The following is a 23,770-nucleotide window of genomic DNA, read 5'->3' as shown; positions in this document are numbered from 1 at the left end:
CGGCAGGGGGCTACCGCGAGGCGTCGAGCTGGCGCAGCCAGGTCCTGGTCTGTCGCCGGTTGCGCAGCCGGACCACTTCTGCACCCTCGGCGGCATGTCGGCGAATGTTGTCCAAGACCTTGGGGCGCATCTGTTTGCGGTAGGTCGCGATGTATCGGATGACAGCCCAGTTCAGCCGGTTGTGGATGCCGTTGCCGTGTTGTCCGGCGCCGTGGCGGATCTGCCGGGAGACCGCGCCCCAAAGGGCGGCGACCGTGGAGACATCCATCAGGACGACGGTGTCGGCCTCCCGCAACCGGATCGGCAGGGTGGAGTTGTGGTTGCCGTCGATGATCCACTCGGGTGCCGCGACGAGTTGTTCTTGTGCTCTTGCGAACTCGTTCTTCGGCAGCGGGTTCCAGTGCTCGTCGAAGTAGACGGCGTCCAAGTGCGTCACGGGAATCTCCAGCCGCTGGCCGAGCGCTCGGGACAGGTGGGACTTGCCGCTGCCACCGCTGCCGACGATGACGACGCGTTTCATGTGCTGCTCCGCTCGTGGAGGTGAGGTGTTCGGTCCCGGTGCCCATCTTGCCGTCCGTTCGGCCGCCCGGCGGCTGCGGCTCGCGGATGCTCATCGCCGCCGCCTCATTCCGAAGGTCGCTCGGCTGGCCTCGATCGCAGATTCGAGCGCTTCGACCTGAGTCGCGAGATTGAAGACACCCCGAATGCGTTCGGCGCAGGCCCGGATGAGCTCGACATGCTGTTCGGTTCCGGCGATCGAACGGAGCCAGCGGAGCCTTTCGATGACGTCACGGCCATCGGCGACGACGAGCTCGGTCGGCACGAAGGACTCGACCTTCGCGATGGTCGAAGGCGCCAGCGGCAGGCAGCCGGCGAGTGCGGCTTCGAAGATCCGCTGTGTCATCTGGGCGGCCGCGGCGTACCGATCCGGCAAGAGGAGCACGGTCGCAAGGCTTGAGCGGTAGAGCTCTTCAACCTGCCCGTAGGCGATGCGGCCGGCGAAGTTCACCCCGGACCACAGGGCGGTGTCGGGCCATTTCCCGGCGACGACGTGCGTAGCCTGTGCAGCAGCCGGGGCGAAGAACTCCGTGAAGGCATTGTCGCGGCCGTATTGATTGCCCACGTACGCGAGCGTCAGCGGCCGCACGAGTTCGGCGAGCTGCGCGGGATCAGTTCGGTCGATCCACCCGTCGTCGACCGGGAACAGCAGCTGGTGCGCGCCTTCAGTCGGCAAGAGCGCGGCTTCGCAGACGGCCACACCCGGCTCCGAGCGCAGCGGCGCCGACGCGGAGAGGTTCCGGTCCTTGTCCCACAACACCATCGGCGCAACCTCACCGCCGACGTAGTGAGTGAACAGCTCGTCCTGGCGGTGAAGGTCGCAGGTATGTCCGGTCGACCCGCACGGGGTGGTGTTGCGCCCGGGAATCGGCCAGCGCCACTCGCACACCAGCACGTCGATGTCGGGGAAGCCCGTCGGATCGAACCGGTAGCGCCCGTCGAGATCGTCGCCGGCTTCGAGACGGTCGCGATCCTGTTGGAGGAACACGACCTCGTGGCCGCGTTCGAGGAGCGCGTCGATGAGCGGTTTGCGGTGGCTGCGCCCGCCGTCGGGGGTGTCAGTGACGCCGGGGCCGAGGAATCCCCAGTGGCTGTATCCGATCCTCATTTGCTGATCCACCGGCCTTCGAGCAGGAGGGCGTCGAGCCCGGATCCGGTCAGGCATTCGAGCGCGGCTTCCGGGGTGCCGCAGATCGGTTTGCCCTTGATGTTGAGGGAGGTGTTGATCAGCACGGGTGTGCCGGTGAGTTTGCCGAAGGCGTGGAGGACTCGGTGCATGAACGGGTTGGACTCGGCGGTCACGGTCTGGAGGCGCGCGGTGTCGTTGTCGTGGACGATTTCGGGGATCGTCTCCTTGGCGAGACCGGTGACCGCTGAGGCGAAGGACATGAACGGCGCCGCTTGCTCCAAGGTGAAGAAGTCGCCGGCGTGTTCGGCGGGCACCATGGGAGCGAACGGCCGGAAGGGCTCGCGGAACTTCACGGTCGCATTCAGCCGCTCGACCACGCCCGGCTTGAGCGGGGAGGCAAGGATGGAGCGATTCCCGAGCGCTCTGGGGCCCGCCTCCAGACGGCCTTGGAAGAGACCGACGATCACGCCGTCGGCCAGTTGCCGGGCCAGATGCTCGGCAACGTCCTCGTCGACCTGCTGCTCGTGCAGATCTGGCCATGCCGCCAGGTCGATCGCTGCGGAGCCCGACGAGTATTCGGGACCGAGATAGCACTCACCGACGGTGCGCTCCGGAATGTGACCGTGCACGGCGATGGCGGCGCCCAGCGCCGTCCCGGCGTCTCCGGGTGCGGGCGGCACGAAGACCGCATCGAAGATGCCCGCCTCGGCGATCTTCCCCGCCGCGACACAGTTGGTGGCGACACCGCCGCCGAGGCACAGCCGCGTCGATCCGGTGCGGGCACGCGCGAACTTGGCGAGGGACAGCATGACCTGTTCCGTGCGTTCCTGCAATGCGGCGGCCAGATCGCGGTGGACCTGCTCCACCGGCTCATCGGGACGGCGGGGTTTGCACGTGCGGTCGGTGAAGCCTGCGGTGAGGCGCGGCCAACCCGAGTGCAGGACGCGCAGTCCGAACAAGTCGGGGTTGAGCGCGAAGCCGTCGCCGGTGAAGGGGATCCCGTCGGTGAACACGCGGCGGAATCGGGCGGGGTCGCCGAGGGCCGCGAGCGCCATGACGGTGCCCTCCTCGTCGTTGCGCCGCCAGCCCAGGTGCTCGGTCACCGCGCCGTAGGCGTAGCCGAGTGACGCGGGGTCGTGCAGCCGCCAGACGTCGCGGAGCGCCAGACTTCCCATGTGCGACCGGGTTCTGGCGTGGGCGATAGTGGTGGTCTCGACCTCGCCGAGGCTGTCGACCACAAGAACGGCGGCCTCCTCCCAGCCGGAGGGGGCGAACGCGGCGACCTGGTGCGCTCGGTGGTGGCGCACGGGCTGGACGAAGGAGTTCGGGAACCGCTCGGCGAAGACTCGCGTCCGGTCCAGGGTGCGGCGCCCGACCTTGGCGAAGCCGGTCGCGCGCGGCAGTGCCCGGGTCCGGGTCGCCTCATCGAACAGGTACTTCGCGGCGGCGGGGACCGCGCCGAAGTAGCGGTGCGGCTGGAAGTTGTAGGCGACCGCGTCAATGTCGGCCGCGGCAATACCGACTTCGTCGAGGAGCCAGCGAATCGCGCGCTCCGGGTACTGCTTGGTGTGCTTCTTGCCGTTCAGCCGCTCCTCTTCGACCATCCCGACGAGGCGGCCGCGGTGGATCAGCGCCGCCGACGAGTCGTGGGTGAAGGAGCACAAGCCCAGCACCGTTTGCATCGGATCCGGCATCACCGCTCCCCTCGCACGGTCGCCAGGTCCTTGGACCGGTCGAGCTGGTCGTACCAGCCCTGCAGCGCGCGACCCATCGGACCGTCGATCGCCGCTGCCAGGGACCGGGCCTGTCCCCGTTCGCCGCTGCGCCACATGCGATAGCTCGTCATGGTCTGGCCGATCGCGTCCCAGCCGGAGTGCCCGGTCAGGACGCCCTCCCGCACGTCGCCGAGCAGGTCGTCGAAGCCCGACCACGGTGTCCGAAGGCCGGGCATGGTCTCGCTCTTCCCCGGCGCGTCGAGAGCTGCGGCCTGCTCCAGGTGCTCCTCGTAGAGGTGGAGCGAGGCGACGTGGTGGTGCAGGTGCCCCAGAGCGACCTTGAGCCAGCCGGCGACGAGCTCGTGGATGACGGTGTAGAGGTGGAGGTCGTAGGGCAGGCCGATCCAGACGTCCTGGCCGCGCATCGAGGTGAACATGTGCAATGCCCCGTCGCGGACGAGGAAGCGCATGTTCAGCGTGCACGGGACGTCCTTGTGTCCCCCGGCGTCCTTCGCCGGGTCGTACAGCTGGATCGTCGCGCGGCGAGAGTCCGGGTCGCTCTTCAGGATCTCGACGACTCGGCGGAGCTGATCGACCTCACCGTGCCAGGAGCGCATTCGGGGGCCGTACGCGCCGAGAAGGACTCCGTTGTCGGTGTAGTGCTTGAGCCGCTGGTTGTAGGTGTAGATCCACGGGTCGTCGCTACCGGAGAGCACCCACACGGCTTCGGCCGCGGCGAAGGCCGGGTTCAGCCTCCGACCGGGGGTGGCCGACAGCAGCCGGGCCCTGGGGTTGGTGAGCGTCATCCCGACATCGAGGATCTCGCGAGTCTTCATCCCGCGCGGGCTCGTCTCACGGCCGTCGAGCGTGGCCTGTACGGCGCTCGCGAACAGCTCGTCGATATTGCTGGCTTCGAACGTCTTCACGTCGTGCTCACTTCCATGCTCGGGGCGCGGTGGTTGGTAGCGGCTCGTTCGTCCGGTCGGCAGTGGGCATCACCGGAACTGTTCGGCCGAAGTGGACGAAGGGTCGACCGCCGCCAGCAGGCTCCACGATGGGCAGCGGTCGACCCGGCCGGTTGGAGACGCCTCGGTACCCATTCGGGCGCACTCCCGGCCCCATGGCCAAGTCGAGACCCCACCGTCTCTCGGGCCATGCCGATGTCAATTCGCGAACCCGTTGCGGGCATAGATGATCGCGAGGTCGCTGCTTCGCGGCGATTTCGGTGACCACGTCCGCCCCCTCCTGGGTTCGTGCTGACAGATCAGGTCTTCAGTCGGCACCGGTGCCGACATCGAACCTGGATTCGAGCCGCCCTACCGTCGGCGGCCCGGTCTTCATCTCATCGCGAGCACCCGGTCGCGCACGAGAGCATCGACCGTGGAGAAACCGTGAAGAATGCGGGTACGACCCGACTTGAACTGGGAGAACTCATATGGAACCATCGAATGGAGCCGAGGGAGGGTGACGAATCGATGGCCCAACGTCGCACCGCATTCATGGCGCGCCGCGCCGCGATGGGGTTCACCCAGGAGTCCTTCGCCCGCGAACTCGAAGTCGACGACTCGACCGTTCGAGGTTGGGAGTCCGGACGGCACGCGCCCCAACCGCAGTTCCGGAAGCGCATTGCCGCCGCACTCCAGGTGAGCCTCGCCGAACTCGACGACCTCCTCAACGGACAAGACCTGAACGTCGGCCGCAGAAGTGCCTCGATTGAGACGAGTACGACTGTCGACCTGCCGGTGGCGGAGGTGCGCCTGGCGCACGTCGATCCATCGGTGGCCGGACTGCTTCAACAGCGCGTTGAACTGCTTTCGCAGCAGTACGATCACGTCCCCTCCACGTCCCTGCTCGCCGAGACCACGAACCTCTACGGGCAGATCACCTACCTGCCTTCGAGCACCGGCAGCCATGAGGCGAAGGAGCGACTGCATGCGGCCGCCGCAGCGGTGGCACTGCTCATGGGCCAGGTCCTGTGGGACGCCACGGCACGGCGTGACCATGCCGGGGCCTTGTCGTATCTCGCTGCCGCAGTGCGCCATGCAGAAACGATCGGCGACACGGACACCGCCGCCCTCGCCCACCTGCGCAGCGGCATGATCGACCTGTACGGGCAGCGCAAGCTCACCTCGGCCGCGGCCCGGTTCGACAAGGCGGCCCACGAAACCCGGAGTCCGTCCCTCCGCGTGTTCGTGCTCATGCACCGAGCCGAAGTCCACGCGTTCCGAGGCGACCTGCGGGAATGCGAACGGGTACTGCGCTCCGCCGAACGGCTTCTCGACCGAAGCCACGGGGAAGACCGCGGAGCAGACCTGGTTTCCGACAGGACGTTCGAGCGGATGGCCGGCTCGTGCTACCTCCAGCTCGGGCGCTACTCCTCGGCAATCGAACACCTCGAAGCAGCACAGGGACTCCGCAAGAAGTCCTCGACGATCGTCCTCGCCAACCTCTCGACCGCCAACTCCCATGGGGGCGACCTCGACGCAGCGGCCACTCACCTGCACGCGGCCATCGACGAACTCGAACGCACCCGTTCCGGCGGCGGCCTGAAGCTCGCCGCCGAAGCCACACAACTGCTGGCTCGTCGGCGCTATCCGCGCTCGCAAGAGGTTCAGGACCGTCTGCTGAGTCTTATGGCATCCTAGCTACATCGACGGCGACGTGACGGGGGTTCAAATTGAGCGTCACTGGTGACAAGCAGGACGTACGCAACCGCGTGTGGAACCGGCTGGAGGCCGTCGGCGCCGTCGACGGGGATGCGCACGGTCGGATCCCGAACTTCCACGGCGCGGTCGAGGCCGCCGCGAGACTCGCAGCGCTGCCGCAGTGGCAGTCGGCCCTGGTCGTCAAGGCCAGCCCCGACCGGCCCCAGGCGCCCGCGCGCGCGAAGGCGCTTGAGGACTCCAAGACGCTCTACATGGCCGTTCCCAAACTCGCGCAAGAGCGCCCGTTCTACCACCTCAACCCGCTCCTCGCCGACCATGCGCCGACGGACGCGGCGACCACCGACATGGCCGCCGCCTATGCCCCGACCGTCGAGGTCGACTCGATGCAGCCGATCGATCTCGTCATCATCGGCTGCGTCGCCGTCAACGCCCAAGGCGCGCGCCTCGGCAAGGGCGCCGGCTACGCCGACATCGAGATCAGCCTGCTGATCGACGCCGGACTCATCAGCGACCGCACCACCATCACCACCACGGTCCACGACCTCCAAGTCCTCGACGATGAAGCCATCCCCGAAGAACCCCACGACTTCCGCCTGGACTGGATCATCACCCCGACCCGGACCATCGAATGCCCCCGATCACCGCGACCGCAAGGGCTGGACTGGAATCGACTCCCCATCGAGAAGATCGCCGCGATCCCGGCGCTCGCAGCGCGCCGACCGTAAGGTCCGCGCGAGCCGGTTCCAAACCCACCCACATCAATGCGATTGCGGCGCAATCGTATAGTCGCCACACCTGATTAGCCCCACCTCAGAGGAGCCCCTTCGTGACCAGTATCGACGAGGCCGCCGGTGCCGTCGGCGGCAACGCCGAGCATGCCCGTGATCTCGCGAGCGGCATCACGGCTTCCAAGCAGATCCTCGACGACCTGACTGCCGCCCTGACAGCGCTGGGCCTGGACAAGAAGTCGGGGCGAGCCGGTTCCATGAGCACGCAGGCCGAGACCCTCACCGCCCAGGCACTCGGCCTCGCCGACGCGCTCGGAGAGCTCCAGACGCAGATCGACTCGCTGCGGACTTTACTGGCCGCGGCCTCATCTACCGCCACCGCAAGACCGGATGCCTCGTCCAAGAGCACGAGCCGGCCCGCAGTCACCCGGCCGAAGCACGCACCGGACGCGGACCGGCGCCCCACTGGGACGCCCGCCGTGGTGGACGGGAGCAAGACCCGTGGCCTGCAACGGGAGAACGAGTCCGCGATCGCTCTCGCGCGCGCCGGATACGACGTCGAGCAGAGCCCGCCCACGAACACCGCCGGGAAGAACCCGGACTACCGCATCCAAGGCGAGCTTTGGGATTGCTACGCCCCCTCAGGAAGCAGCGCCAAGAACATCCGCAAGTCACTGCGGAACAAAGTCCACGATCGCCAGGCTTCACGCATAGTCTTGAACCTCGACGACTGCTCGGCCAGTCCCGCCGAGATCAGGACCGTTCTGGAGCGTGACCCGATCCGCGGGTTGGAAGAGATCAAGATCGTCCGCGGCGGCGACGTGGAACAGTTCTACCCCTGGGATTCGGAGGTCGGTTGACATGGCGATTGAGTATCACTTCGAGGCTTCACCTGTCTTGGACGCCAACGGCATGCTCGGCTACTTCGCTGACTTGCTCGGCTGCGATGAGCGCTACGAGGAGCCTGGTGCACCTGCGCGAGCGTTCAAGAAGGAGGTCGCGGTCACCGCTGCCGTCTGGGACGGCGAGGAGGAGCCGGACATGGCTGCGCTGTTCGGCGTCGACCGGATCGCCTCGGTCACTTTCCGGATGAACAAGTTCCTCACCAGCGAAGAGGACGCCGCGACTTTCCGCGACATGGTCGCCTCTTCCGCCAAATTCCTTGAGGACCACCCCGGGGCCAAGGGTGTCCTCAGCTTCCAATACGAGGACATCTACCTGCTGCGCACCGAAAACACGATTGTCCTGAGCGACCGCCTCAGCGGCACCGACTTCAATGTCGACGGGGTACTCGATGCGCTGCTGGAGCGCTATCCGAAACGGAATCTGGGCATGGTGGAGGATCTGCTCCCCCGCTGAAGACCAGGTTCTCGACACGCGGTGCTGTCCCGGTCGCAGTGGTCTTCTTCGGACAATCCCTGAACCGGTGCCATTGCCACCCGATCGACGTGGAGTCAGGCGATGCTCAAGGAGTCCTGAATCTGCTCGACCTGTTCTCGCAGGCCGTCCTCGCCGGTGTAGGTACTCCCGACCATCATCACCAGGCTGCCATCGACATCGACGACGACCACACGGAACCAGACGATCGTCGTCTCGAACTCGGCGGTCGTGCTCTCTTGGCCCTCGACCGGCCCTGATTCGATCCGAATCCCCTGAGCATCAGGGCTGACCTCAACCAGGGTGGCGATCATCTGACGCGCCGCATCCTCGGTCTCAGTCGCCGTCACAGCGTCGGGAACCGGCTCCACCGCCACCCAGGCATTCCCGGAATCGGACTCGACAATGCTGGTGTAATCGGAGCCGTCCAACTTGGCGCCCTCGACTTGCACCCAATCCGTGGGAATGCTGAAACACAGGCTGGTCTCATGGTCGCCCATATGTGTTGCGTCCTCAGCACAGGCAGGGCCGGCCGGGGCACCCCAAGGGCTCCACCAGATCTGCGCGCCGCCCAAGACACCGCCGACGATGAGGACGGCGATGAGGCCGACCCAGACTTTCGACGTGCGGCTCCGCTCGGTCGCGGCGTCTTCGATCGGCTCATCCAGGGAAGGCACGTTCTCGTCCATGCGAACAAGGTAGGGCGCCTCGGTCGGGACCGGTCCCGACCAGAACGCAACCACTTGGCCTTGTGTCCGCTGACTGACGATCCCTCCCGTCAGCCGCTCTTGGCGGTCGCGGGCGCGGATTGCCGCCGCCAGGGTACCCGGCGGCCGATCCGGGGCCGCTGCGCTCGCGCGGGCGGCTCCTTCGTCGCCGACCCCCGCGCCTCCTCTGCCCTCTGCCGCCGGGTGGGCGGACGGGTCAATCCGGCCGCGACCGATCAACAGGTCCGCGGCCCCGACCCGAGGAGGGGCCATGCCCAACTACGACCATGACGATCTACTGCGCATCGCGATCGAGTACGCCGACGCACTGTGCGAACACCTGGCCGGTGACTGGCACCGGGCCGAGGCCGTCCAGACCGAGGCGAGCATCGCCCGCGAAGGCTGCGAGCTGTACCTGTGGGGGTACGAGCAGAACGGTACTGCCCGCCTGTCTATCCGGGCCCAGCTCCCCGACGGGTGGGCCGCGGTCGAGGGCGTCGCCCCGCCGGAGATCACCGTCCGCGCCGACCGCGCCATCGAGTCGATCGCGACCGACATCGCCCGCCGTCTCCTGCCCGCCCACGCCGAGCAGGCCGCCCGCGTCCGGGACGCCCTGGACCGGGAGGAGCATCGCAAGGCCGTCACCGCCTCGATCGTCGACTACTTCCTGGAGACCATGCCCGGCCCCGTGCCCGACATGCACCATCCCGCCAATGCGGTCAGCAGTCGGGGCCCGGGGGCCTTCAGCGCGAGCATGCGCCTCGGAATGAACGCGCAGACCGCCGACCTCCACCTGCGGAACGTCCCGCTCGACCTCGCCCACAGCATCATCCACCTCACCGGCCGTCACCTCAGCGAAACCGAACCGGCCGAAGGCTCCACGGAGCAGGTCCTCGATGCGCTCGCCGACGCCATCACCGCTCTCGCCACCGCCCGCACCCGCATACCGGTCGCGAAGCTCCTGCGCGAGTCCGCGCTGAACCTGCTCATCATCTCCCGCATCGCCTCCAACCGCCTCCCGGACCGGGACGAGCGCAACCAGATCGAGCGGGTCGCCGACCAGCTCGTGACGAAAGTCCGCCACAGCGCCTGGAACCTGCCGCCCGCACCCGCCACGGACTCCGGCGCCACCAGCCGGGAGCAGACCGCTTCGGGAGCAGGCGATGAGTGAGATCCTGTCCTGGAGCGAGGAGCAGCAGCTGCGCGAGCGCATCGCCGAATCCTGCGCCGCCGGACTCACCGAGCACCTGCCCGGCGAATGGGTCCGGTGCGACCCGTATGAGTACCTGGTGGGCCTGCGGTCGGGCGAGCGGTTGTTGACGATCCGCCCCGAGCTCAAGGGCACGATCTGGCGGGTGGTCATCACCGCCGACCTACCTGAGGGCTATCGAACCCACACACAACTGGAGGTCGAGGAGACCAGCGTCGCCGCCGACCGCCCGGCCGACAAGATCGCCCGCCAAGTCCAGCGCCGTCTCCTCACCACCGCCTACGACGAGGCCATCGCCGAAGTCCACGCCGCGCTCGATGCCGAGCGCGACCGCAAGACCATCCTCGCAGCGGCTGTCGCCAACCTTCAGGCCCTCATTCCCGGCGCCCACCAATCCAAGTACGACCCTGGGGACTGCCTGCGGTTCAACGGGCCGGACCTCTTTCGCGGTTCGCTGCGCGTCCATTACCGCGCCGCCGCGGCCACCATAGAACTCGACTGCGTCCCGATCGGCCTCGCCCAGGGCCTCGCCGCCCTCATCGGCAAGCATCTCGCTGCCGAAACCCCTGCCGAGCAGGAGCCGTGAGGTCGCACTTCGATCACATCGCACGACCACTATGCGGGTCGGCCGGCATCCTGCTGGCCGGCCCGTTCCCTTCCCGTCCCTGATCTTCTGAATGGAGACCGTCATCATGGCTACCCACCGCTTCGCCGAAGGCGAGATCGTCAAGGCCCGCCCGCACCTCCTCGCCCCGCGCACGCCGTCCGATTCTCGGCCGTTCGCCTGGCCGTTCTACTACCCCGCCCGTATCACCGGCCTGATCGGCGAGGACGGCGCGATCGTCGAGTTCCTCGAACACCAGCGCTCGGCCGATGCCTGGGAGCAGGTCATCACCCCCTGGTCCCGCGAGCAGGGCTACTCGGTCAAGTCGCTGCACGCTCTCGACTGCGCCTGCGGCGCATGCGATCCGAACGAGATGCTGCGCGACCCCAGGGCCCTCATCGACCGGCTTAGCGCCGACCTCGACGGGCTCGGCGACCACCGTGCCGAGCACACCAGCCGCGCCCTCCGCGCCGGGCGCTTCCCCGGGAGCCTGCGTGTCCTCCCCGCAGGCGACCTCGCCCGCGGCGACTTCCTGCTGTTCCCCCAGCAGCACGTCCACGCCGCCCGCCAGGTCCGCGGCGACCTCCACCTGGCGTTCTGCCACAGCGCGTTCGTCACCAGCGCAACCACTCGGTATCTGATTCACCGGCCCGCGACTGCCGCACCGGTTTGCGACCCGCGCTCGGCCTCCTTCGATCCCCACTACACCGGCACCCTCGAACCCTCGGGCCAGACCCTGCTGGAGCAGGCCGCCCTCACCTGCCTCGCCGACCTCGGCCTCACAGAGGCCGCGACTACCGACGCGGGCACGCCCGTGGTAACCGGAGCGGGGGCTGGCCGTGGCGAGTGAAGCCGAGTGCCCGGTGCCCGGGTGCGGGCGACCCGTCGTCGTCTCCGCGACGGCGACTCGCGCCTACCCCGAGCACAGCACCCTCATCTCCCGCAGCTCGGCGGGGTTTCGGATGCGCTCGTGCGCCGTCCACGAACCGGATTTCATGGCCGGGCTCGGTGATGCCCTCGACTGGGCGGTCCTCACCCGGCCCGGCCCGCCCGAGACCGTCATCATCGGAAGGAAGATCGCATGAGCCCTGACCCGTCCCTGATCGACCTCGGCTTCGACCTCGAGACCTTGCGCGTCGACGCGGCCGCCACCGTCCGGGCGCTTTGCGAGCGGTTCGAGCCGGTACACGCCGCCGGCCTCGGCCTGCTCCTGGACGCTGGGGAGTTCGTCCAGCGCACCGTGATCGGCCGGCCGGAGGCCGAGCTCCGCCCCCACCTCGCCGGCATCGACCCGGCCCTGCCCCCCAGGCTGCATCGAGGTCGGGAGGGTTCGACGAGGTCACCGGACTCGCCCCCAGGCTCTCCGAGCTCGGCTGGCCGATGGCCGTCGCCGAGGTGTGGGACGACACCGACGAGGACACGTTCGCCGACGCCGGGCGCACGGTCCTCGCCATCGCCGTCGACCGGACCTTCCGCGTCAGCGTCGCCGCGCCCGGCGAGTTCTCACCGCGCACCGGACTTATCGAGCGCGGTCAGTACCTCGCCTGCGCCACCGGCGAGAAGCTGCACTTCACCGACGCCCTGTGCCGCCTCCCACTCGGCTGCAACGCCGACACCCTCGACCTGGATGCCATCCGCGAGTTCTCTATCGGCGACCATCTAACAGCCACATGCTCTAGCTGCGCCGCACAGTGGAGGGTTGATCTCGGCGGAGGCTTCCACACCAATACCGCATGCGCCACCGGCCCGGTCTGGAACTTCGCCGAGGCCAAAGACCTCGACTACGCGAACGTCACCATCGCGTGCATGCACCGAGCCTGCATGGGGCGCATCACCTTTGGCCTTTCTCAATTATCCGCATCTCCACATAGCGAAATCATTTCAGAGAGTGAGCTGATTTAGACTCAAGATGATCCTAGATTGAGAGTCGTCGAACGATACCAAGCTGAACACCAGTCACCACACCGTCAGAGACATCGCAGCTATACATTGCCTCAAAGTCCTGGCCTGATGCAATCACGGGATGATCGATGAAGTCAGCGGTTTCTATCAGCCGAATGGCCCCAATGGTGGCGTATCCCAGGCATCCAGCCATGAACACCACCTTCCTTTGCTGTTCGAAAGGATTCGTGCATCGAATGAATATGCCGTGATCCTTAGTCACATTCCCGCTTAGGTTGGTGCGGCATGCCGTGGTAGTGTCAAGTTGACTATCCTGTATCGCAGCTTCCATTCGAGTGGAGCCCTGTGCGGAGCCGAATCGAAAGGTGGAGGAGATCTTCTCGAGTACGCGGGCTGACACGATGTTCGATTCCGGGCCACCGATGAGGATCAAGTTCTTTTTTAGAGTCTCAGCGGTTGCCCTGTCACTCGCGGACAAGCCGAAATCTCTGATGTCAATCTGATGCAGATGATTCCTGAGTTGAGCAAACGCCTCGAGATCACCATGCCCAACAATGATATGAAGTTCGACCGCTCCGAGAGCTATCCAGAATTTCCGACGATCGCGAGTGTCAAATCGAAATCGCAACCGGCGCACCGAAAAGCCAACTGAAAATGCTATCGCTGCCGCGATCAGATTGATGATCAGGTCGATTGCGGACTCGGTCATCGAGGGGTACCTGTCCTTCGGGTGCGTGCTGAGTCGGCTTCGGCTCTAGCCTGGATGATACCGCTGCGACGCAAGATCAGGGAATTGTCGCCGGTGGCGTGCATCCTTGGCGCTGCCCCGGCTCCACACCTGATTCGGAACCTTCAAGCAGCGCTGCCGATTGCGCACCAGCGAGACCTCTGTGCGGCTGCCGCTCGCGGGCGCGAACGCTACCCGACGGCCGGGACGACCGGGCTACGCCCTGGACTGCGTCCTCGCCCCTTCCCCGCCGGGTAAAGGCGCCGCACCGCGCGGCAGCCACCAGGGCCGCCGCGCCCAGCCCTGGAAGGGGCATCGCCATGACACCACAGACTTCGTTCGACGCCATGCTGGAGCAGGCCACCGGACCGGCCGAGTTCGCCGCCGCGTTCATGGACCATCTCGGCCTGTCCGGGATCTTCGAGCGCATGGACATCGCCGAAGACGAGATCACCGCCGCACATGAGCGGCACCCGGACGCCAGCGACCGGCTCTACCACTCCTTCATGCTCCTCGTGCCGTCGCACGAGCGCATGGAGTACGAACCCGTCTACCGCGCGCACTGCCGAGAAATCCTCAACCGCGTCGCCACCGGCGGCGACACCCGGATCGGGACGGCCGCCGAGATCTGCTGCGCCCTCCACGACGTCAGCCTCATCGCGCCCCTCCAGTCTGCGGCTTCAGGGCTGTACTTCCGGATGTGGCGGGCCGCGGGCCTCCCCAACTTCTCCGAACTCATCCCCGCCAGCGAGAACCACGAAGCCCTGGAGGGATCGCGGATCGATGACCACGAGTCCGAGACCCGTCGCAAGCTCACCGACCCCACCCGGACGCTCGACGGCGTCGAATGCCGCGGCATGCACCACGGCGAACACGTCAGCTGCTCCCTTGCCCCCGCCCCGACCCTCCTCGACGCTCTCGATGCGGCAGCCGCGTCCTGAACGGCGATCGACGCATTGAAGCCCTGGGCGGCCATCTCAACCAGTCCCACGATGAACGCGAAGCTCGGTATCTTCGCCAGCTCGAATCGCTCGGGCTGCTATCGATCGGCATCTGCCCGAGTCGCGTCGAAGTCCCTCGTCGTTGGCCGGTGCATCGGGCAGGAAGCCGCTCTGGATCACTGTGGTTACTCGATTGAGGGATAGGCGGCTACGCCGCCGCTTTCCTTCTCGCCGATCCCGATGTACTCGTTGACGACGTGAGGGGCCGTCCCCGGTTCGGTCTCGGCGTCGGCGCCGGTCCGGGCGTCGAGTACGACCGGTCCAATGCCGTACACCGCGCCATGCCAGGCGGCAGTGAACACGACCCCGCTGCGCTCGTCGCTGTCGGCGAGTTCCCAGAGGCGTTCGCCGGTCTCCGCGTCCCAAGCCCCAGTCCAGCGATTGCTCTGGTTGAAGCAGACGACGGTCTCGGCATGGTCGAAGGCGCACTCGTACCCGACCCAGTTCCCTGCCTCCTGCCCGGCCACGGCGCCGGAGGCGGCGTCGATCCAGAGCAGTCCGCCCGCATCGGCCGAGTCCGGCCCGGCAGCGGCGACGAACTTCGGCCCGGCCGCATACAACTCCCGCAGCCCGAAGTCCTCGCCCTCCCATGTCGGAGCGCCGTCGGCGACCGCAAGTCCATCGCGGAGGCCATCGACATTCAAGCTGCCCGCAGCGTCCAAGGGCTTGCCGACGACCGTATCGCCCACGACCGCCTCGGCCATGAACGCCTCCTCCCAGGCCGGCGCCCTCGCGTCCAAGTCCACCATGACGGTGTACTTCTGGTCGACATCGACCACGACCACCCCGCCCGACTCGCCCAGGGCCTCGGCGAACTCGTACTCGGCGGTGCCTTCGAGGTTCGGCAGCTCGACGGGGACGTTGAAGGCCCGCTCGCCGCTGGCAGCGTCGACGGCGACGAGTTCGAGGATCTGGTGAGCCGGCTCGGTGCCCTCGGCCTCGCCGTACACCACGAACGGCACCACCACCAGGTCGGTCCCATCGAGCTGCACGGTGATCGGCGCTTGGATCGGGTTGTCGCCCACGAAGATCGCTGAGGTTGGGTCCATCGCGGTACCCGAATCCGGAGTGATGTCCGGAAACTGCTCGCCGCTGCGGGTGTCGATGATCTGGAGCCGGTCGACCGAGGCGACGAACGCCTTGGTACCGGCAAGGGCGACGGGTAGCGCCAGGAAGTTGTTGCCGCCCAGACTGATCTTGCCCGCACTCGCCTCGGCCGGGAGCGCGACGCCGGCCGAGGTGTCGAACCGCATCGGGGGGTCGAACGCCGCGGCGTCGACCTCGCCTGTCGTTGGGTCCGCGTCCGGATCGCCGCCGTCATCACCACCGCACCCGCTCAGGAGCAGCACCGAGACGACAAGACAGCACAGTGCGGCTCTGACCTTCATACGGCGATCACTTCCTGCCCGGCACCGATGAGAAACGCGATCAGTCTAAGGGCCAGTTCCGGCCATTCAGGCACATTCAGACGCCTCTCACCTCGCCCAGGCCCATGCCGGTGTGGATCGGCTTCCGATGCCGGCCGGCCCGGACCTGCCACTGCGGGGCGCTGACGTTACCCGACGGCCGGGCCGACCGGGCTTCGCCCTGTGGTCGGTGCGCTCCCAGCGCTGGGAGCGCACCGACCAGAACCCACGTCCCTTGGTTCGGACATTTCGTGGGAGATCAAGGCAGGTACTCGTCCTTGACATGATCGGTGCCGAGGGCGGTGATGCTGCGGATTTGCGGAGCCGTCCAAGCTGGGGTCAGCTCCTTAACGGCTTTCTGAATGTCTTCGATGCTGGCGGGTTCCCAAGTCTCCTGTGTCGTGGCAAGGACAATCTCGTCGGCGTGGAGCGCCGTCGCGAGCAGTACCTTCTTGCGTGCGGTGTCGAGCCTGGACCCCTTCCCAGTCTTCGGTCGCATGTGGTTGGAACTCTTCGCCTCCGCGACCAGGAGGCGGCGGTCGCTCAGGGCGATGAGGTCGGCTTCAGCAACTCGCTTCCCTCCCTCGAACAGCTCCATCTCCGGGGCATCGGCGTAGGTTCTCGAATTCAGCCGAAGGTGATGGGAGAGAAGGACGGGGACGTCGCCGTTCTCGTTGAGGAAGTCCCGGACGATGGGGTGGAGATCGTAGAACCAGCCTGGCTCGATCCCGTCCCTGTTCCAGCTCGCCGCGGTGAGTGGGTTCGATCCGTCGCATCGAAGACACCGGTTGTTCTGGGCGAGCCGGTCGATTGCGATAAACGCCACCCGGCGGCAGTGTGCGCACCCAAGGACGAGGCCACGCTTCAGTACGCCGTTGTCAAGGAGCGCGTCAACGTCGTCTCGCAGGACCTCGGGTTCTCCCCCATGGAACTGCACGATTCCCTCGAAGGAGAGGTAGCCTTCCCTCGGCTGGTTTGCCGATCCCCCAGAGGCGAGCACGACGCCCATACCTTTGGGGTATGCCGCTGTCGAGGACTTCGCGGAAGGGTTGAAGGACTTCAGTACCTTCAGCATCGGGCTTGCCATCGTCTCAGCGACTGATTGAGCCGAGCCCCAGAGCCGCACGAGGCTCATAAACCGAGAACCCGCCGGCGAGTACTCCATCGACCTCCCAGACGACTTGGCGGCGAGATCCGCCCATGTCGCAAGGCTCGGCTGGCGAAGGCGCGGCTCGGCGAGTTTCGAGGCCCTAGACCAGCCGTTATGGACAAAATCCCACTTCCGGGACTCGAAGGAGATGCCATCTCGCCCGCTTCGCACCCATGTGAGATGGCGATTCTCTTCGCTGGCGAGCAGATCGTGGCCGTCAACCCCTCTGCCGGCGGGAATGCCGTGGGGCATGAAGGAGACGTCGACTTGCCACTGGAGCTCGTCACAGCCGACAAGTGCCGGGTGTGTGATGTCGGGGTATCGAGGGCCCGCGGTCATCTCGATACTGTCTCGGTCGCTGTGGTGGACGCCGACCTGGGTTTTGATGTCAAACTGCTCGGCAATCACCAGCCGCAATGCCGACTCGGGATCTGCCTTCGCCAGTTCGACCTGGACCGATTCACGACGCCGTTCGGGCTGGACTTGCTCGGGTTCAGTGACCACCGCATTGAGCGGTGAGTCTCGAAGGTGTGCGGCCATCGATTCGAGCACGTCGTCGGACTCGGAGAGGGAGGAGATCGAGAGGGTTCGTCGCTCGCGTTCGAGCGTTGAGACGAGCGCGTGGAGGTGGTACAACCCGGCGCGCGCTGCTTCCTGGTCCCACAGCGCCCGCGGCACCCATACGGATCGACCGTATAGGCGCTCAGTGATGTGGGCCAGCGCGAAGTCATCGGCCGTGTCCCCGAGGACCAGGTCAGCGGTCTTTCGTGGCCGAGGCGAACTGCGAACTTGTATGAGCCCGTTCTGCGTTCTGGAGAAGACAGGCGGGAACTCGGTGCCACCGCTAAAGGCGATCTTCGGATAATCCCACGTCCCCATCTCGGGCACTATTGGGGCAATCCCATCGGCGTTCTGATAGTCGTTCCAGAGCAACCAATTCCAGAGCTTTCGGGCTTCGGAATCCTCGATGTCAGGCTCGGCGCCCAGCACTGGCCGACGGGCCGCTCCGCATCGTGCGGCGAGCGCGACGCCAAGGGCGCCACTCCAATGCTCAGGCACGGTAGCGTAGGTCTGATCCTCAAATGGACGGTTGGTGGCATCTTCTACCGGCGTGAAGCGCTGCCATTCGCTCGACGCGGTGATGAAGTGAACGTCTTCATCCCATTCACCGTCCTCTTCGCGGCGGCGGTGCGGGGAACATATGTTGACGACGGCCTCTCGTGCTGCTTGACCTGCCGCATCCGGGACGGCATGATCGCCGATGATCCCCAGTTGCCGCTGTCGCTCTGCTTCTTCGACGGGGAGCTTGAGTGCCCTCGGATTGACTTGCTCGATGTCAGCCACCGTCTTGGTCAGCGCCACAACATAGTCGGGATCGTAGACGCGAATCATGGCGAGGAGCTCGGGCCGAACCTCGCCGTTGTGGTGCGGAATGACCACGAAGCCTTGACCGCCCCACACTTGAGTTGCGCAGTGCAATGCCATTCTCGCCCAGTAGTGCCAATGGTCATCTCCATCAAAGAGGATGACGGCGCGGGGTGGACGCAACGCGACCTGAACCGGGACACTATCGAACTGCATTTCACGCTCCGCTCAGTGAAGGGATCGTACGAGCGTACCTTCCATCGTGCCCTGTGGAATTTCTCGCACCGTGGCCTCGCTTGGCGTCATGGACATGGGGGGCTCCTGCTCGCAGCGACGGAGCTGCGCCCACTTCTGCGGCGGCGCTTGCTGGGCCGGTCCAAGGGTAGCCGCTCCGCGGCTGGGAACCGGGCCCTCAGCAAGCGCCGCCGACTTCATCAACCAGTTGGCGGCCGACCGATTGGAGGCTCCCGTGGAGCTCACCCAGATCCCGCCCGCGAACCTCGTCCCGCACGAGAAGAACGCACACTCCGAACTGCGCGGCATCAATGCCCTCGCGCAGACCGTCGCCTACCTCGGCATCATCGAACCGCTCGTCGTCCTCCCCGCCGACGAGAAGGGGAACCACACGATCGTGGCCGGACACCGCCGCCACGCCGCCGCCGTCCAGGTCGAATTGGAGACGGTGCCGTGCATCGTCGTCGACGACCCCGGTGCAGGCGACCAGCTCGTGACCATGCTGGTGGAGAACCTCCACCGCGACGACCTCACCGTCCTCGAAGAGGCCCAAACCTACCAGCAGCTCACGCTCCTGGACTGGGAACCCGAGCGCATCGCCCAGGCCACCGGCAGGGAGCTCGACCGCGTTCAACAGTCCCTGACCCTTCACCAGCTCCCCGAGCACGTCCAGCAGGCCGCACACGCCGGCCAGGTGGACCTCGTCTCGGCCGCCGCCCTTGCCGAGTTCGCGCACGAGCCGAAGGTGATCGAGCGGATCATGAAGAAGGCCGGCGGGCACTGGAGCGTGCAACACCTCATCGCCGAGGAACGCCACCGCCAGGCCGCGAAGGACACCCTCGACCGGCTCAAGGCCGAGCTCGTCCTCGCGGGCGTCAAGGTCACACCCCGCCCGGACTTCCACAGCGAGGGCTGCACGGCGGTCCGCTTGGAACACCTTGTCGACGCCGAAGGGAACGCGGTGGACCCGGAGGCGGTGAAGAGCGAGCCGGGGTTTGCGGCCTACATCAACCGCGACTACGGCGCCAAGGCCGAGTACTACTGCCCCGACCCGTCCGCGGTCGGACTGCATCCGGTCCCTGGCTCCTCCGCAGCGAACCGGGCCGAACGCGAAGCGCGCGACGCCGAGGCCGAGGCGCGACGTGCAGCGTGGGAGGCCGCGACGGGCGTCCGCACGGACTTTCTCCTCTCCCGGTTCGGCACAACGAAGGGCGCGAAGGTCCTGTTCCGGCTCGCGCTGCGTGAACTGGCGACTACCTCGATGCGGCTGCCCTACAACGAGTACGCCGAGCTCGCCAACGCACTGTGCGGAGGCGAGATCCGCGAGCTGCCCGAGAACGCCGGGATGGACCGCCTCACCCGCGCCACCGTCGCCCGCTGGCTCACGCGGTGCGAGGAGAACCTGTCCGGGCTCGTCCTCGGCCGCTGGGGCGACCTCGACCACGCCTTGGCCTACCTCGACCTCCTCGTGGCCGAGGGGTACGAGCTCGCCGAAGTCGAATCGGAGATCCACCAGTCGATCACCGACCGCCTCGCCGAAGAAGCAGCGGAAGACGAAGAGGAAGAAGGCGACGAGGACGACGAGGGCCCGGGTCCGGACGCAACGGTCTACGTCGCCGCTGAGGTCGAAAACGCTGACGACTCGATCCCGGACCGCGATGGGGACGCCAAGGCCGACGACCTCCTTATGGCCTGAACACCCGTTGGTCGGCGCCGCACCGGTATAGTGCGGCGCCGACCAACCAGACACCGTCACCTCAGCCCAAGCGCCGCAATATGCCGATGTGCCCGGCTGTATCGCCATGGCGTCACTGCGAGATACGCTCAGCCCGCGCGGCTGCGCCTCCGAACCGGTGGGGTTGGATTGCGGACCTGGCCGCGCTCCGTATCCCGAAGAAGGTCAACGGGTCTGGAGCAGACTAACCGAGCCTTCACTGAGTCGCAGCCACGACATCAAGCCAGTTTGCGGCCGAGAAATTGGACTCGGCCGAAGTCCATGCCCGAGCACCGATTTTTCGCGCCACCAACGGCACACCTGGGCAAAGACATCCGGCAGTGCCGTCGTCGGTCGGGGGAGAGTTTCGCCCATCGCCGCTCGCATCGCCTCATTCAGTATTGACCGGGAATAGGTCGCCCCAGAGGGCCGGCTCGGTCAAGGACACGGTCAAGCTGCCTTCGCACACGCCGTTCAAATTCATCGCCGTAGCGCGCCAATGCAGTTCGATCGACGCGGTGCCCGGCTTCGCGAGGACAGGTATCAGTTCGAGCTCGGCAGTCTCACGCGGATGCAAGTCGAACTGGTCGTACGTAAGCTCTAGCGGTTTCCGACTCCGAACTTGGTAACCCGGCTCGCCCGAGTATCCCCACAGTCCGGGAACGTCGATCGGATCGAACTCGATTAGACCATTGTAAACAGGCAGCTTCGGAAGTCGCGGCATCCTATCAGACTCCACAACTCGCTGCCACTCTTCCGGCAGCATCGAAAGGTCAGCGCTTGAGATAAGGACCCGAAGGTCACGGTTCGGTTGCCCGATGAGGTTGTTCACGGCGAGCTCGAGATGGGTTCCGTCCCGGTCGTGCAGTGCCCAGAAGATCCGCTTCAGTATCGCCTCCCGGAGCTCTTCCAGGTAGGCGTTCGATACCGTGCGCGTATTCCGGCCGTGTCGCGCCAGAAGGATGTTCACCTCACTGGCGACCCACTCCTCAATCACATCTTTCGCAGGCCACGGTTCGAGCGGCGCGGTCACCTCGAGAGTTACCGATGTCTGGGCTTGGCTGTGGTGACTTCTCGCCGCCAGGCGTTGCAGGTCGGCTGGATCGGCCTGCTCGACAATGCCCGCCCTGCGGACGAACACGGTACCGACCTTCCAGGTGTCGAACTTCTTATGCAAGGCGTGGATCGCGTCTCCGTACTTCGGCGCGTTGACGATAATGACGAGCACCTGGACATCATCGACGCTCACGTACTCGGGAAACCATGAGATGCCGCCAACAAAGGGCCGAAGCTTCTGTGACAGCTGCGCGGGATCGATCTCCACAACGCCCTTCAACTCACCGGGCTTCACACCAACGACGATGTACCCATATCCCTCGTATCGGCGCGCGGCCTCCTCTGGCATACGGTTCGCGAACCCGATGATCTGACGCACCAAGTGGTGTGTGAACTGCTTCGGGTCATCGAGGTCAAGCGTCGACTTCCATTCGAGTGCGTCATCCTCGTCTTGTTCTGATGCCTTCCGCACCGCCAGCACGAGTTCTTCGAGTTGGCTCGGGCGCAACAGCGCCGACGAGCGGTCGAGATTAATCGTCATAAACGATGATCGTAGAGTGCGGGTCCGACTACTCGCGCCCTCATAACGGTGAGCACTCCAACCGCAACCCCGAGGGCCCTACTCTCAGAACGCCACACGTTGCTTCCGTGCCTACCTCGCACGCAGCTGAGATCGTACGTTCACCCGCAGAATCTCGTGAGCGCCAGACTCCGTCCCTCTGCTGCGCGGAGCTGTTCAGGATCGCCCTGTCGATCGTCTGGCACGGTCGGGTTCGTCTGCCCGGGTGTGCGGCTGTGGTGTGAGCACGCTACCCGACGGCCGCGAGCGCACCGCTCCTCCTTCGTCGTCGCTCGCAAGGGCGCCGGCACACTTTCTTCGCCGGGCCGCTCCTTCGTCGCTGCGAACAAAGCTGCTTGGCCCCCTTGACGTCCCTCGCTTTCCCGCCGGGACGACGCGGGCTCACCACAGCGGCACACCACCCGGGGCAGGACCCCGGCCGCCGCGCCAACACGAGTCCGTCAAGGAGAACGTCATGGAGTTCCACTTCGCCGTCGAGGGCCAGATCGTCAAGCGCGACCCCGAGGTCTTTGCGACCCCGAACGGCAACGCCGGGGTGCACTTCGAGCTCGCCCACAAGCCCACCTACCGCGACGCCTCCGGTAAGTGGGTCGAGGGCAAGACCCAGTTCTTCGACATCACCTGCTGGGGCAACCTGGCCGACAACGTCCTCGCCTCCTTCGAACGCTACGACACCGTCATCGTCACCGCCCGCAACCTCTACGCCCAGGAATCGGGCGGGTTCGCCCACCTCAAGGTCACCGCCGAGAACGTCGCCGCCTCACTCCGGTTCGGGACCGTCACTCCGGCCCGCAAGGAACGGGTCGCGAACGCCTCGGTCCGCACCGCCGATGGTGAAACCCGTCCGGTCACTGTCGAGGACGCCTGGGCCACCGCGACCCCTGCCCCGCAGCCGGCCGCGGCCTGATCCCCTCCCGCGGGGCGGCCTTCGGGCCGCTCCGCACCCGCTCCGCATCTGCTTCCCTCAACTGCCTCTTTGGAGACGTCATGAACGACACCGCCAAGCTCTCGGTCAACGGCCCGACCGACATCATCGCCGCCGTCCCGTACCTGCTCGGGTTCGCGCCCGAGCACTCGCTGGTCGCCGTCGGCCTCAAAGACCGCGGGCTCGAATGCACCTTCCGCGTGGACCTGCCCGGCTCACTCGACCACCTCGACCTCCTCAACACCCTCATCGAACCCGTCCAAACCAACGACTGCACCGCTGTGGTCCTCATCGCCTACGGCGACGACGAGATCGCCACCGCCTCCCTGAGCCAGGCCCTCATCGACTACGCCCTCACCGACATCGACGTCCTCGACGCCCTCCGTGTCACCGACGGTCGCTACTACTCCGCGACCTGCAACGGACCCTGCTGCCCTGCCGAGGGCACTCCCGTCTCCGCGGAGGACACCGCGATCAGCGCCGCACTCGTGGCCGCCGACGCGAACCGCCATCCCGACCGCGACGCCGTCACCGCGCTGCTGGCCCCAGCCGCACCCAACCGCCGGGCGGCCGTCTCGACCGCAGTCGATGACACGATCGTGCAGGAGGCGACACTGTCATGGGGCGAACAGCGGCGCATGGACATCGCCGCGGTCGACCAGTGGCTGGCCGCCGCCGATCTCCCCGACGCCTCCACCGACATCGCAATCCTCGGCCTCGCGGTCGGCGACCTCGACGTCCGCGACCACGCGCTCATCGCCTCCGACACCGACCCGGACAAGTCCTGCGGTTTGTGGCTGTGGGTCGCCCGGCACCTCGACGAGGAACTGGCCGCCCCGGCGTTCACGATCGCCGGGTGGTGCGCCTACCGCACCGGCAACGGCGTCCTCGCCCTCGAAGCCTTCAACGCCGCACTCCAGTCCAGCCCGAGTTACCGCCTCGCGCAGATGCTTCTGGCTGCTCTCCAGGCCGGTATCCCGCCGAAGGCACTGAGCAACATGGCATGCCTCGACACC

22 protein-coding genes are annotated in these 23,770 nt (G+C 66.5%); 12 read left to right on the top strand and 10 right to left on the bottom strand.

Going from position 1 to position 23,770, the window contains the following annotated elements; translation table 11 throughout:
* Positions 1-10: 10 nt before the first annotated feature.
* The 4 genes from DI269_RS11780 to DI269_RS28165 form a co-directional block, all read right to left on the bottom strand.
* Positions 11-520: a P-loop NTPase family protein gene (locus tag DI269_RS11780; protein ID WP_112136084.1), complete on the bottom strand. Its 510-nt coding sequence runs from the start codon at positions 518-520 to the stop codon at positions 11-13.
* Positions 521-610: 90 nt separating this feature from the next.
* Complete coding sequence (locus tag DI269_RS11775) at positions 611-1,666, bottom strand: glycosyltransferase family protein (protein WP_408612292.1); 1,056 nt, start codon at positions 1,664-1,666, stop codon at positions 611-613.
* Entirely contained in the window at positions 1,663-3,381 is a 1,719-nt protein-coding gene (locus DI269_RS11770) for a carbamoyltransferase family protein (RefSeq protein ID WP_408612291.1), read from the bottom strand. The genes DI269_RS11775 and DI269_RS11770 overlap by 4 nt, the downstream gene beginning before the upstream one ends.
* Positions 3,381-4,328 (bottom strand): thymidylate synthase, encoded by a 948-nt coding sequence (locus DI269_RS28165; protein ID WP_112136078.1) that lies wholly within the window; start codon positions 4,326-4,328, stop codon positions 3,381-3,383. The genes DI269_RS11770 and DI269_RS28165 overlap by 1 nt, the downstream gene beginning before the upstream one ends.
* A gap of 573 nt (positions 4,329-4,901) precedes the next feature.
* On the opposite strand from DI269_RS28165, the gene DI269_RS11760 reads away from it, so the two are divergent.
* The 4 genes from DI269_RS11760 (at position 4,902) to DI269_RS11745 (ending at position 8,155) form a co-directional block, all read left to right on the top strand.
* Positions 4,902-6,047 carry a helix-turn-helix domain-containing protein gene (locus tag DI269_RS11760; RefSeq protein ID WP_198667340.1) on the top strand — a complete coding sequence of 382 codons (1,146 nt, stop codon included), beginning with the start codon at positions 4,902-4,904 and terminating at the stop codon, positions 6,045-6,047.
* Positions 6,048-6,079: 32 nt separating this feature from the next.
* Positions 6,080-6,793, top strand: coding sequence for a 5-formyltetrahydrofolate cyclo-ligase (locus DI269_RS11755; RefSeq protein WP_112136073.1), 714 nt, complete (start codon positions 6,080-6,082; stop codon positions 6,791-6,793).
* Between the two features lie 101 nt (positions 6,794-6,894).
* The gene (locus tag DI269_RS11750; protein ID WP_112136070.1) at positions 6,895-7,656 is read left to right on the top strand and encodes a CdiA C-terminal domain-containing protein; all 762 of its coding nucleotides are present in this window, start codon (positions 6,895-6,897) and stop codon (positions 7,654-7,656) included.
* A gap of 1 nt (position 7,657) precedes the next feature.
* A complete protein-coding gene (locus DI269_RS11745) occupies positions 7,658-8,155 on the top strand; it encodes a SitI3 family protein (RefSeq protein ID WP_112136067.1) in 498 nt (165 codons plus the stop codon).
* Positions 8,156-8,250: 95 nt separating this feature from the next.
* Here DI269_RS11745 and DI269_RS11740 read toward each other — a convergent pair whose 3' ends face one another.
* Positions 8,251-8,862, bottom strand: a complete 612-nt coding sequence (locus tag DI269_RS11740) for a hypothetical protein (protein WP_112136064.1) — start codon at positions 8,860-8,862, stop codon at positions 8,251-8,253.
* Positions 8,863-9,151: 289 nt separating this feature from the next.
* Between DI269_RS11740 and DI269_RS11735 the strand changes: the two genes are divergently transcribed.
* From DI269_RS11735 to DI269_RS11725, 3 genes are all read left to right on the top strand, one after another.
* Positions 9,152-10,051, top strand: coding sequence for a hypothetical protein (locus tag DI269_RS11735; protein WP_112136062.1), 900 nt, complete (start codon positions 9,152-9,154; stop codon positions 10,049-10,051).
* Positions 10,044-10,676 carry a hypothetical protein gene (locus tag DI269_RS11730; RefSeq protein ID WP_112136060.1) on the top strand — a complete coding sequence of 211 codons (633 nt, stop codon included), beginning with the start codon at positions 10,044-10,046 and terminating at the stop codon, positions 10,674-10,676. Before DI269_RS11735 ends, DI269_RS11730 begins: the two co-directional genes overlap by 8 nt.
* 106 nt (positions 10,677-10,782) lie before the next feature.
* Positions 10,783-11,544, top strand: coding sequence for a hypothetical protein (locus DI269_RS11725; protein WP_157974915.1), 762 nt, complete (start codon positions 10,783-10,785; stop codon positions 11,542-11,544).
* Between the two features lie 63 nt (positions 11,545-11,607).
* Here DI269_RS11725 and DI269_RS11720 read toward each other — a convergent pair whose 3' ends face one another.
* Complete coding sequence (locus tag DI269_RS11720; protein WP_112136054.1) at positions 11,608-12,009, bottom strand: hypothetical protein; 402 nt, start codon at positions 12,007-12,009, stop codon at positions 11,608-11,610.
* Positions 12,010-12,074: 65 nt separating this feature from the next.
* Between DI269_RS11720 and DI269_RS11715 the strand changes: the two genes are divergently transcribed.
* Complete coding sequence (locus DI269_RS11715; RefSeq protein WP_112136052.1) at positions 12,075-12,596, top strand: hypothetical protein; 522 nt, start codon at positions 12,075-12,077, stop codon at positions 12,594-12,596.
* Positions 12,597-12,609: 13 nt separating this feature from the next.
* Here the strand turns inward: DI269_RS11715 and DI269_RS27020 are convergent, their stop codons facing one another.
* Complete coding sequence (locus DI269_RS27020) at positions 12,610-13,305, bottom strand: hypothetical protein (RefSeq protein ID WP_157974914.1); 696 nt, start codon at positions 13,303-13,305, stop codon at positions 12,610-12,612.
* Positions 13,306-13,643: 338 nt separating this feature from the next.
* On the opposite strand from DI269_RS27020, the gene DI269_RS11710 reads away from it, so the two are divergent.
* Positions 13,644-14,264: a hypothetical protein gene (locus DI269_RS11710; protein WP_112136049.1), complete on the top strand. Its 621-nt coding sequence runs from the start codon at positions 13,644-13,646 to the stop codon at positions 14,262-14,264.
* A 185-nt stretch (positions 14,265-14,449) separates the two neighbouring features.
* Here DI269_RS11710 and DI269_RS11705 read toward each other — a convergent pair whose 3' ends face one another.
* Together DI269_RS11705 and DI269_RS11700 are read right to left on the bottom strand one after the other, a co-directional pair.
* On the bottom strand, positions 14,450-15,712 hold the full coding sequence (locus tag DI269_RS11705) for a hypothetical protein (protein ID WP_157974913.1): 1,263 nt from the start codon (positions 15,710-15,712) through the stop codon (positions 14,450-14,452).
* 277 nt (positions 15,713-15,989) lie between these two features.
* The gene (locus tag DI269_RS11700; protein ID WP_157974912.1) at positions 15,990-18,320 is read right to left on the bottom strand and encodes a hypothetical protein; all 2,331 of its coding nucleotides are present in this window, start codon (positions 18,318-18,320) and stop codon (positions 15,990-15,992) included.
* A gap of 394 nt (positions 18,321-18,714) precedes the next feature.
* Between DI269_RS11700 and DI269_RS11695 the strand changes: the two genes are divergently transcribed.
* The gene (locus tag DI269_RS11695; RefSeq protein ID WP_198667339.1) at positions 18,715-20,175 is read left to right on the top strand and encodes a ParB/RepB/Spo0J family partition protein; all 1,461 of its coding nucleotides are present in this window, start codon (positions 18,715-18,717) and stop codon (positions 20,173-20,175) included.
* A gap of 409 nt (positions 20,176-20,584) precedes the next feature.
* On the opposite strand, the gene DI269_RS11690 is transcribed toward DI269_RS11695, so the two are convergent.
* The gene (locus DI269_RS11690; RefSeq protein WP_112136041.1) at positions 20,585-21,790 is read right to left on the bottom strand and encodes an AlbA family DNA-binding domain-containing protein; all 1,206 of its coding nucleotides are present in this window, start codon (positions 21,788-21,790) and stop codon (positions 20,585-20,587) included.
* A gap of 493 nt (positions 21,791-22,283) precedes the next feature.
* On the opposite strand from DI269_RS11690, the gene DI269_RS11685 reads away from it, so the two are divergent.
* Together DI269_RS11685 and DI269_RS11680 are read left to right on the top strand one after the other, a co-directional pair.
* Positions 22,284-22,736, top strand: coding sequence for a single-stranded DNA-binding protein (locus DI269_RS11685; protein ID WP_112136039.1), 453 nt, complete (start codon positions 22,284-22,286; stop codon positions 22,734-22,736).
* An 80-nt stretch (positions 22,737-22,816) separates the two neighbouring features.
* On the top strand, positions 22,817-23,770 hold a 954-nt coding region (locus DI269_RS11680; protein ID WP_112136037.1), incomplete at its 3' end, for a DUF4192 domain-containing protein.

Source organism: Glycomyces dulcitolivorans, from assembly GCF_003265355.1.
Lineage (GTDB): Bacteria > Actinomycetota > Actinomycetes > Mycobacteriales > Micromonosporaceae > Glycomyces > Glycomyces dulcitolivorans.
The sequence above is the reverse complement of the archived record's forward strand: the minus strand, read 5'-3'. Positions and strand labels throughout refer to the sequence as shown.

What these genes read in the sequence shown, in the direction of transcription:
- DI269_RS11715 (WP_112136052.1), top strand. Translation starts at nt 12,075, where the DNA reads ATGGCCGTCGCCGAGGTGTGGGACGACACCGACGAGGACACGTTCGCC.
- DI269_RS11735 (WP_112136062.1), top strand. Translation starts at nt 9,152, where the DNA reads ATGCCCAACTACGACCATGACGATCTACTGCGCATCGCGATCGAGTAC.
- DI269_RS11690 (WP_112136041.1), bottom strand. Translation starts at nt 21,790, where the DNA reads ATGACGATTAATCTCGACCGCTCGTCGGCGCTGTTGCGCCCGAGCCAA.
- DI269_RS11725 (WP_157974915.1), top strand. Translation starts at nt 10,783, where the DNA reads ATGGCTACCCACCGCTTCGCCGAAGGCGAGATCGTCAAGGCCCGCCCG.
- DI269_RS11720 (WP_112136054.1), bottom strand. Translation starts at nt 12,009, where the DNA reads ATGCAGCCTGGGGGGCAGGGCCGGGTCGATGCCGGCGAGGTGGGGGCG.
- DI269_RS11780 (WP_112136084.1), bottom strand. Translation starts at nt 520, where the DNA reads ATGAAACGCGTCGTCATCGTCGGCAGCGGTGGCAGCGGCAAGTCCCAC.
- DI269_RS11775 (WP_408612292.1), bottom strand. Translation starts at nt 1,666, where the DNA reads ATGAGGATCGGATACAGCCACTGGGGATTCCTCGGCCCCGGCGTCACT.
- DI269_RS11685 (WP_112136039.1), top strand. Translation starts at nt 22,284, where the DNA reads ATGGAGTTCCACTTCGCCGTCGAGGGCCAGATCGTCAAGCGCGACCCC.
- DI269_RS11730 (WP_112136060.1), top strand. Translation starts at nt 10,044, where the DNA reads ATGAGTGAGATCCTGTCCTGGAGCGAGGAGCAGCAGCTGCGCGAGCGC.
- DI269_RS11760 (WP_198667340.1), top strand. Translation starts at nt 4,902, where the DNA reads ATGGCGCGCCGCGCCGCGATGGGGTTCACCCAGGAGTCCTTCGCCCGC.
- DI269_RS11710 (WP_112136049.1), top strand. Translation starts at nt 13,644, where the DNA reads ATGACACCACAGACTTCGTTCGACGCCATGCTGGAGCAGGCCACCGGA.
- DI269_RS11745 (WP_112136067.1), top strand. Translation starts at nt 7,658, where the DNA reads ATGGCGATTGAGTATCACTTCGAGGCTTCACCTGTCTTGGACGCCAAC.
- DI269_RS27020 (WP_157974914.1), bottom strand. Translation starts at nt 13,305, where the DNA reads ATGACCGAGTCCGCAATCGACCTGATCATCAATCTGATCGCGGCAGCG.
- DI269_RS11705 (WP_157974913.1), bottom strand. Translation starts at nt 15,712, where the DNA reads ATGAAGGTCAGAGCCGCACTGTGCTGTCTTGTCGTCTCGGTGCTGCTC.
- DI269_RS11770 (WP_408612291.1), bottom strand. Translation starts at nt 3,381, where the DNA reads ATGCCGGATCCGATGCAAACGGTGCTGGGCTTGTGCTCCTTCACCCAC.
- DI269_RS11740 (WP_112136064.1), bottom strand. Translation starts at nt 8,862, where the DNA reads ATGGACGAGAACGTGCCTTCCCTGGATGAGCCGATCGAAGACGCCGCG.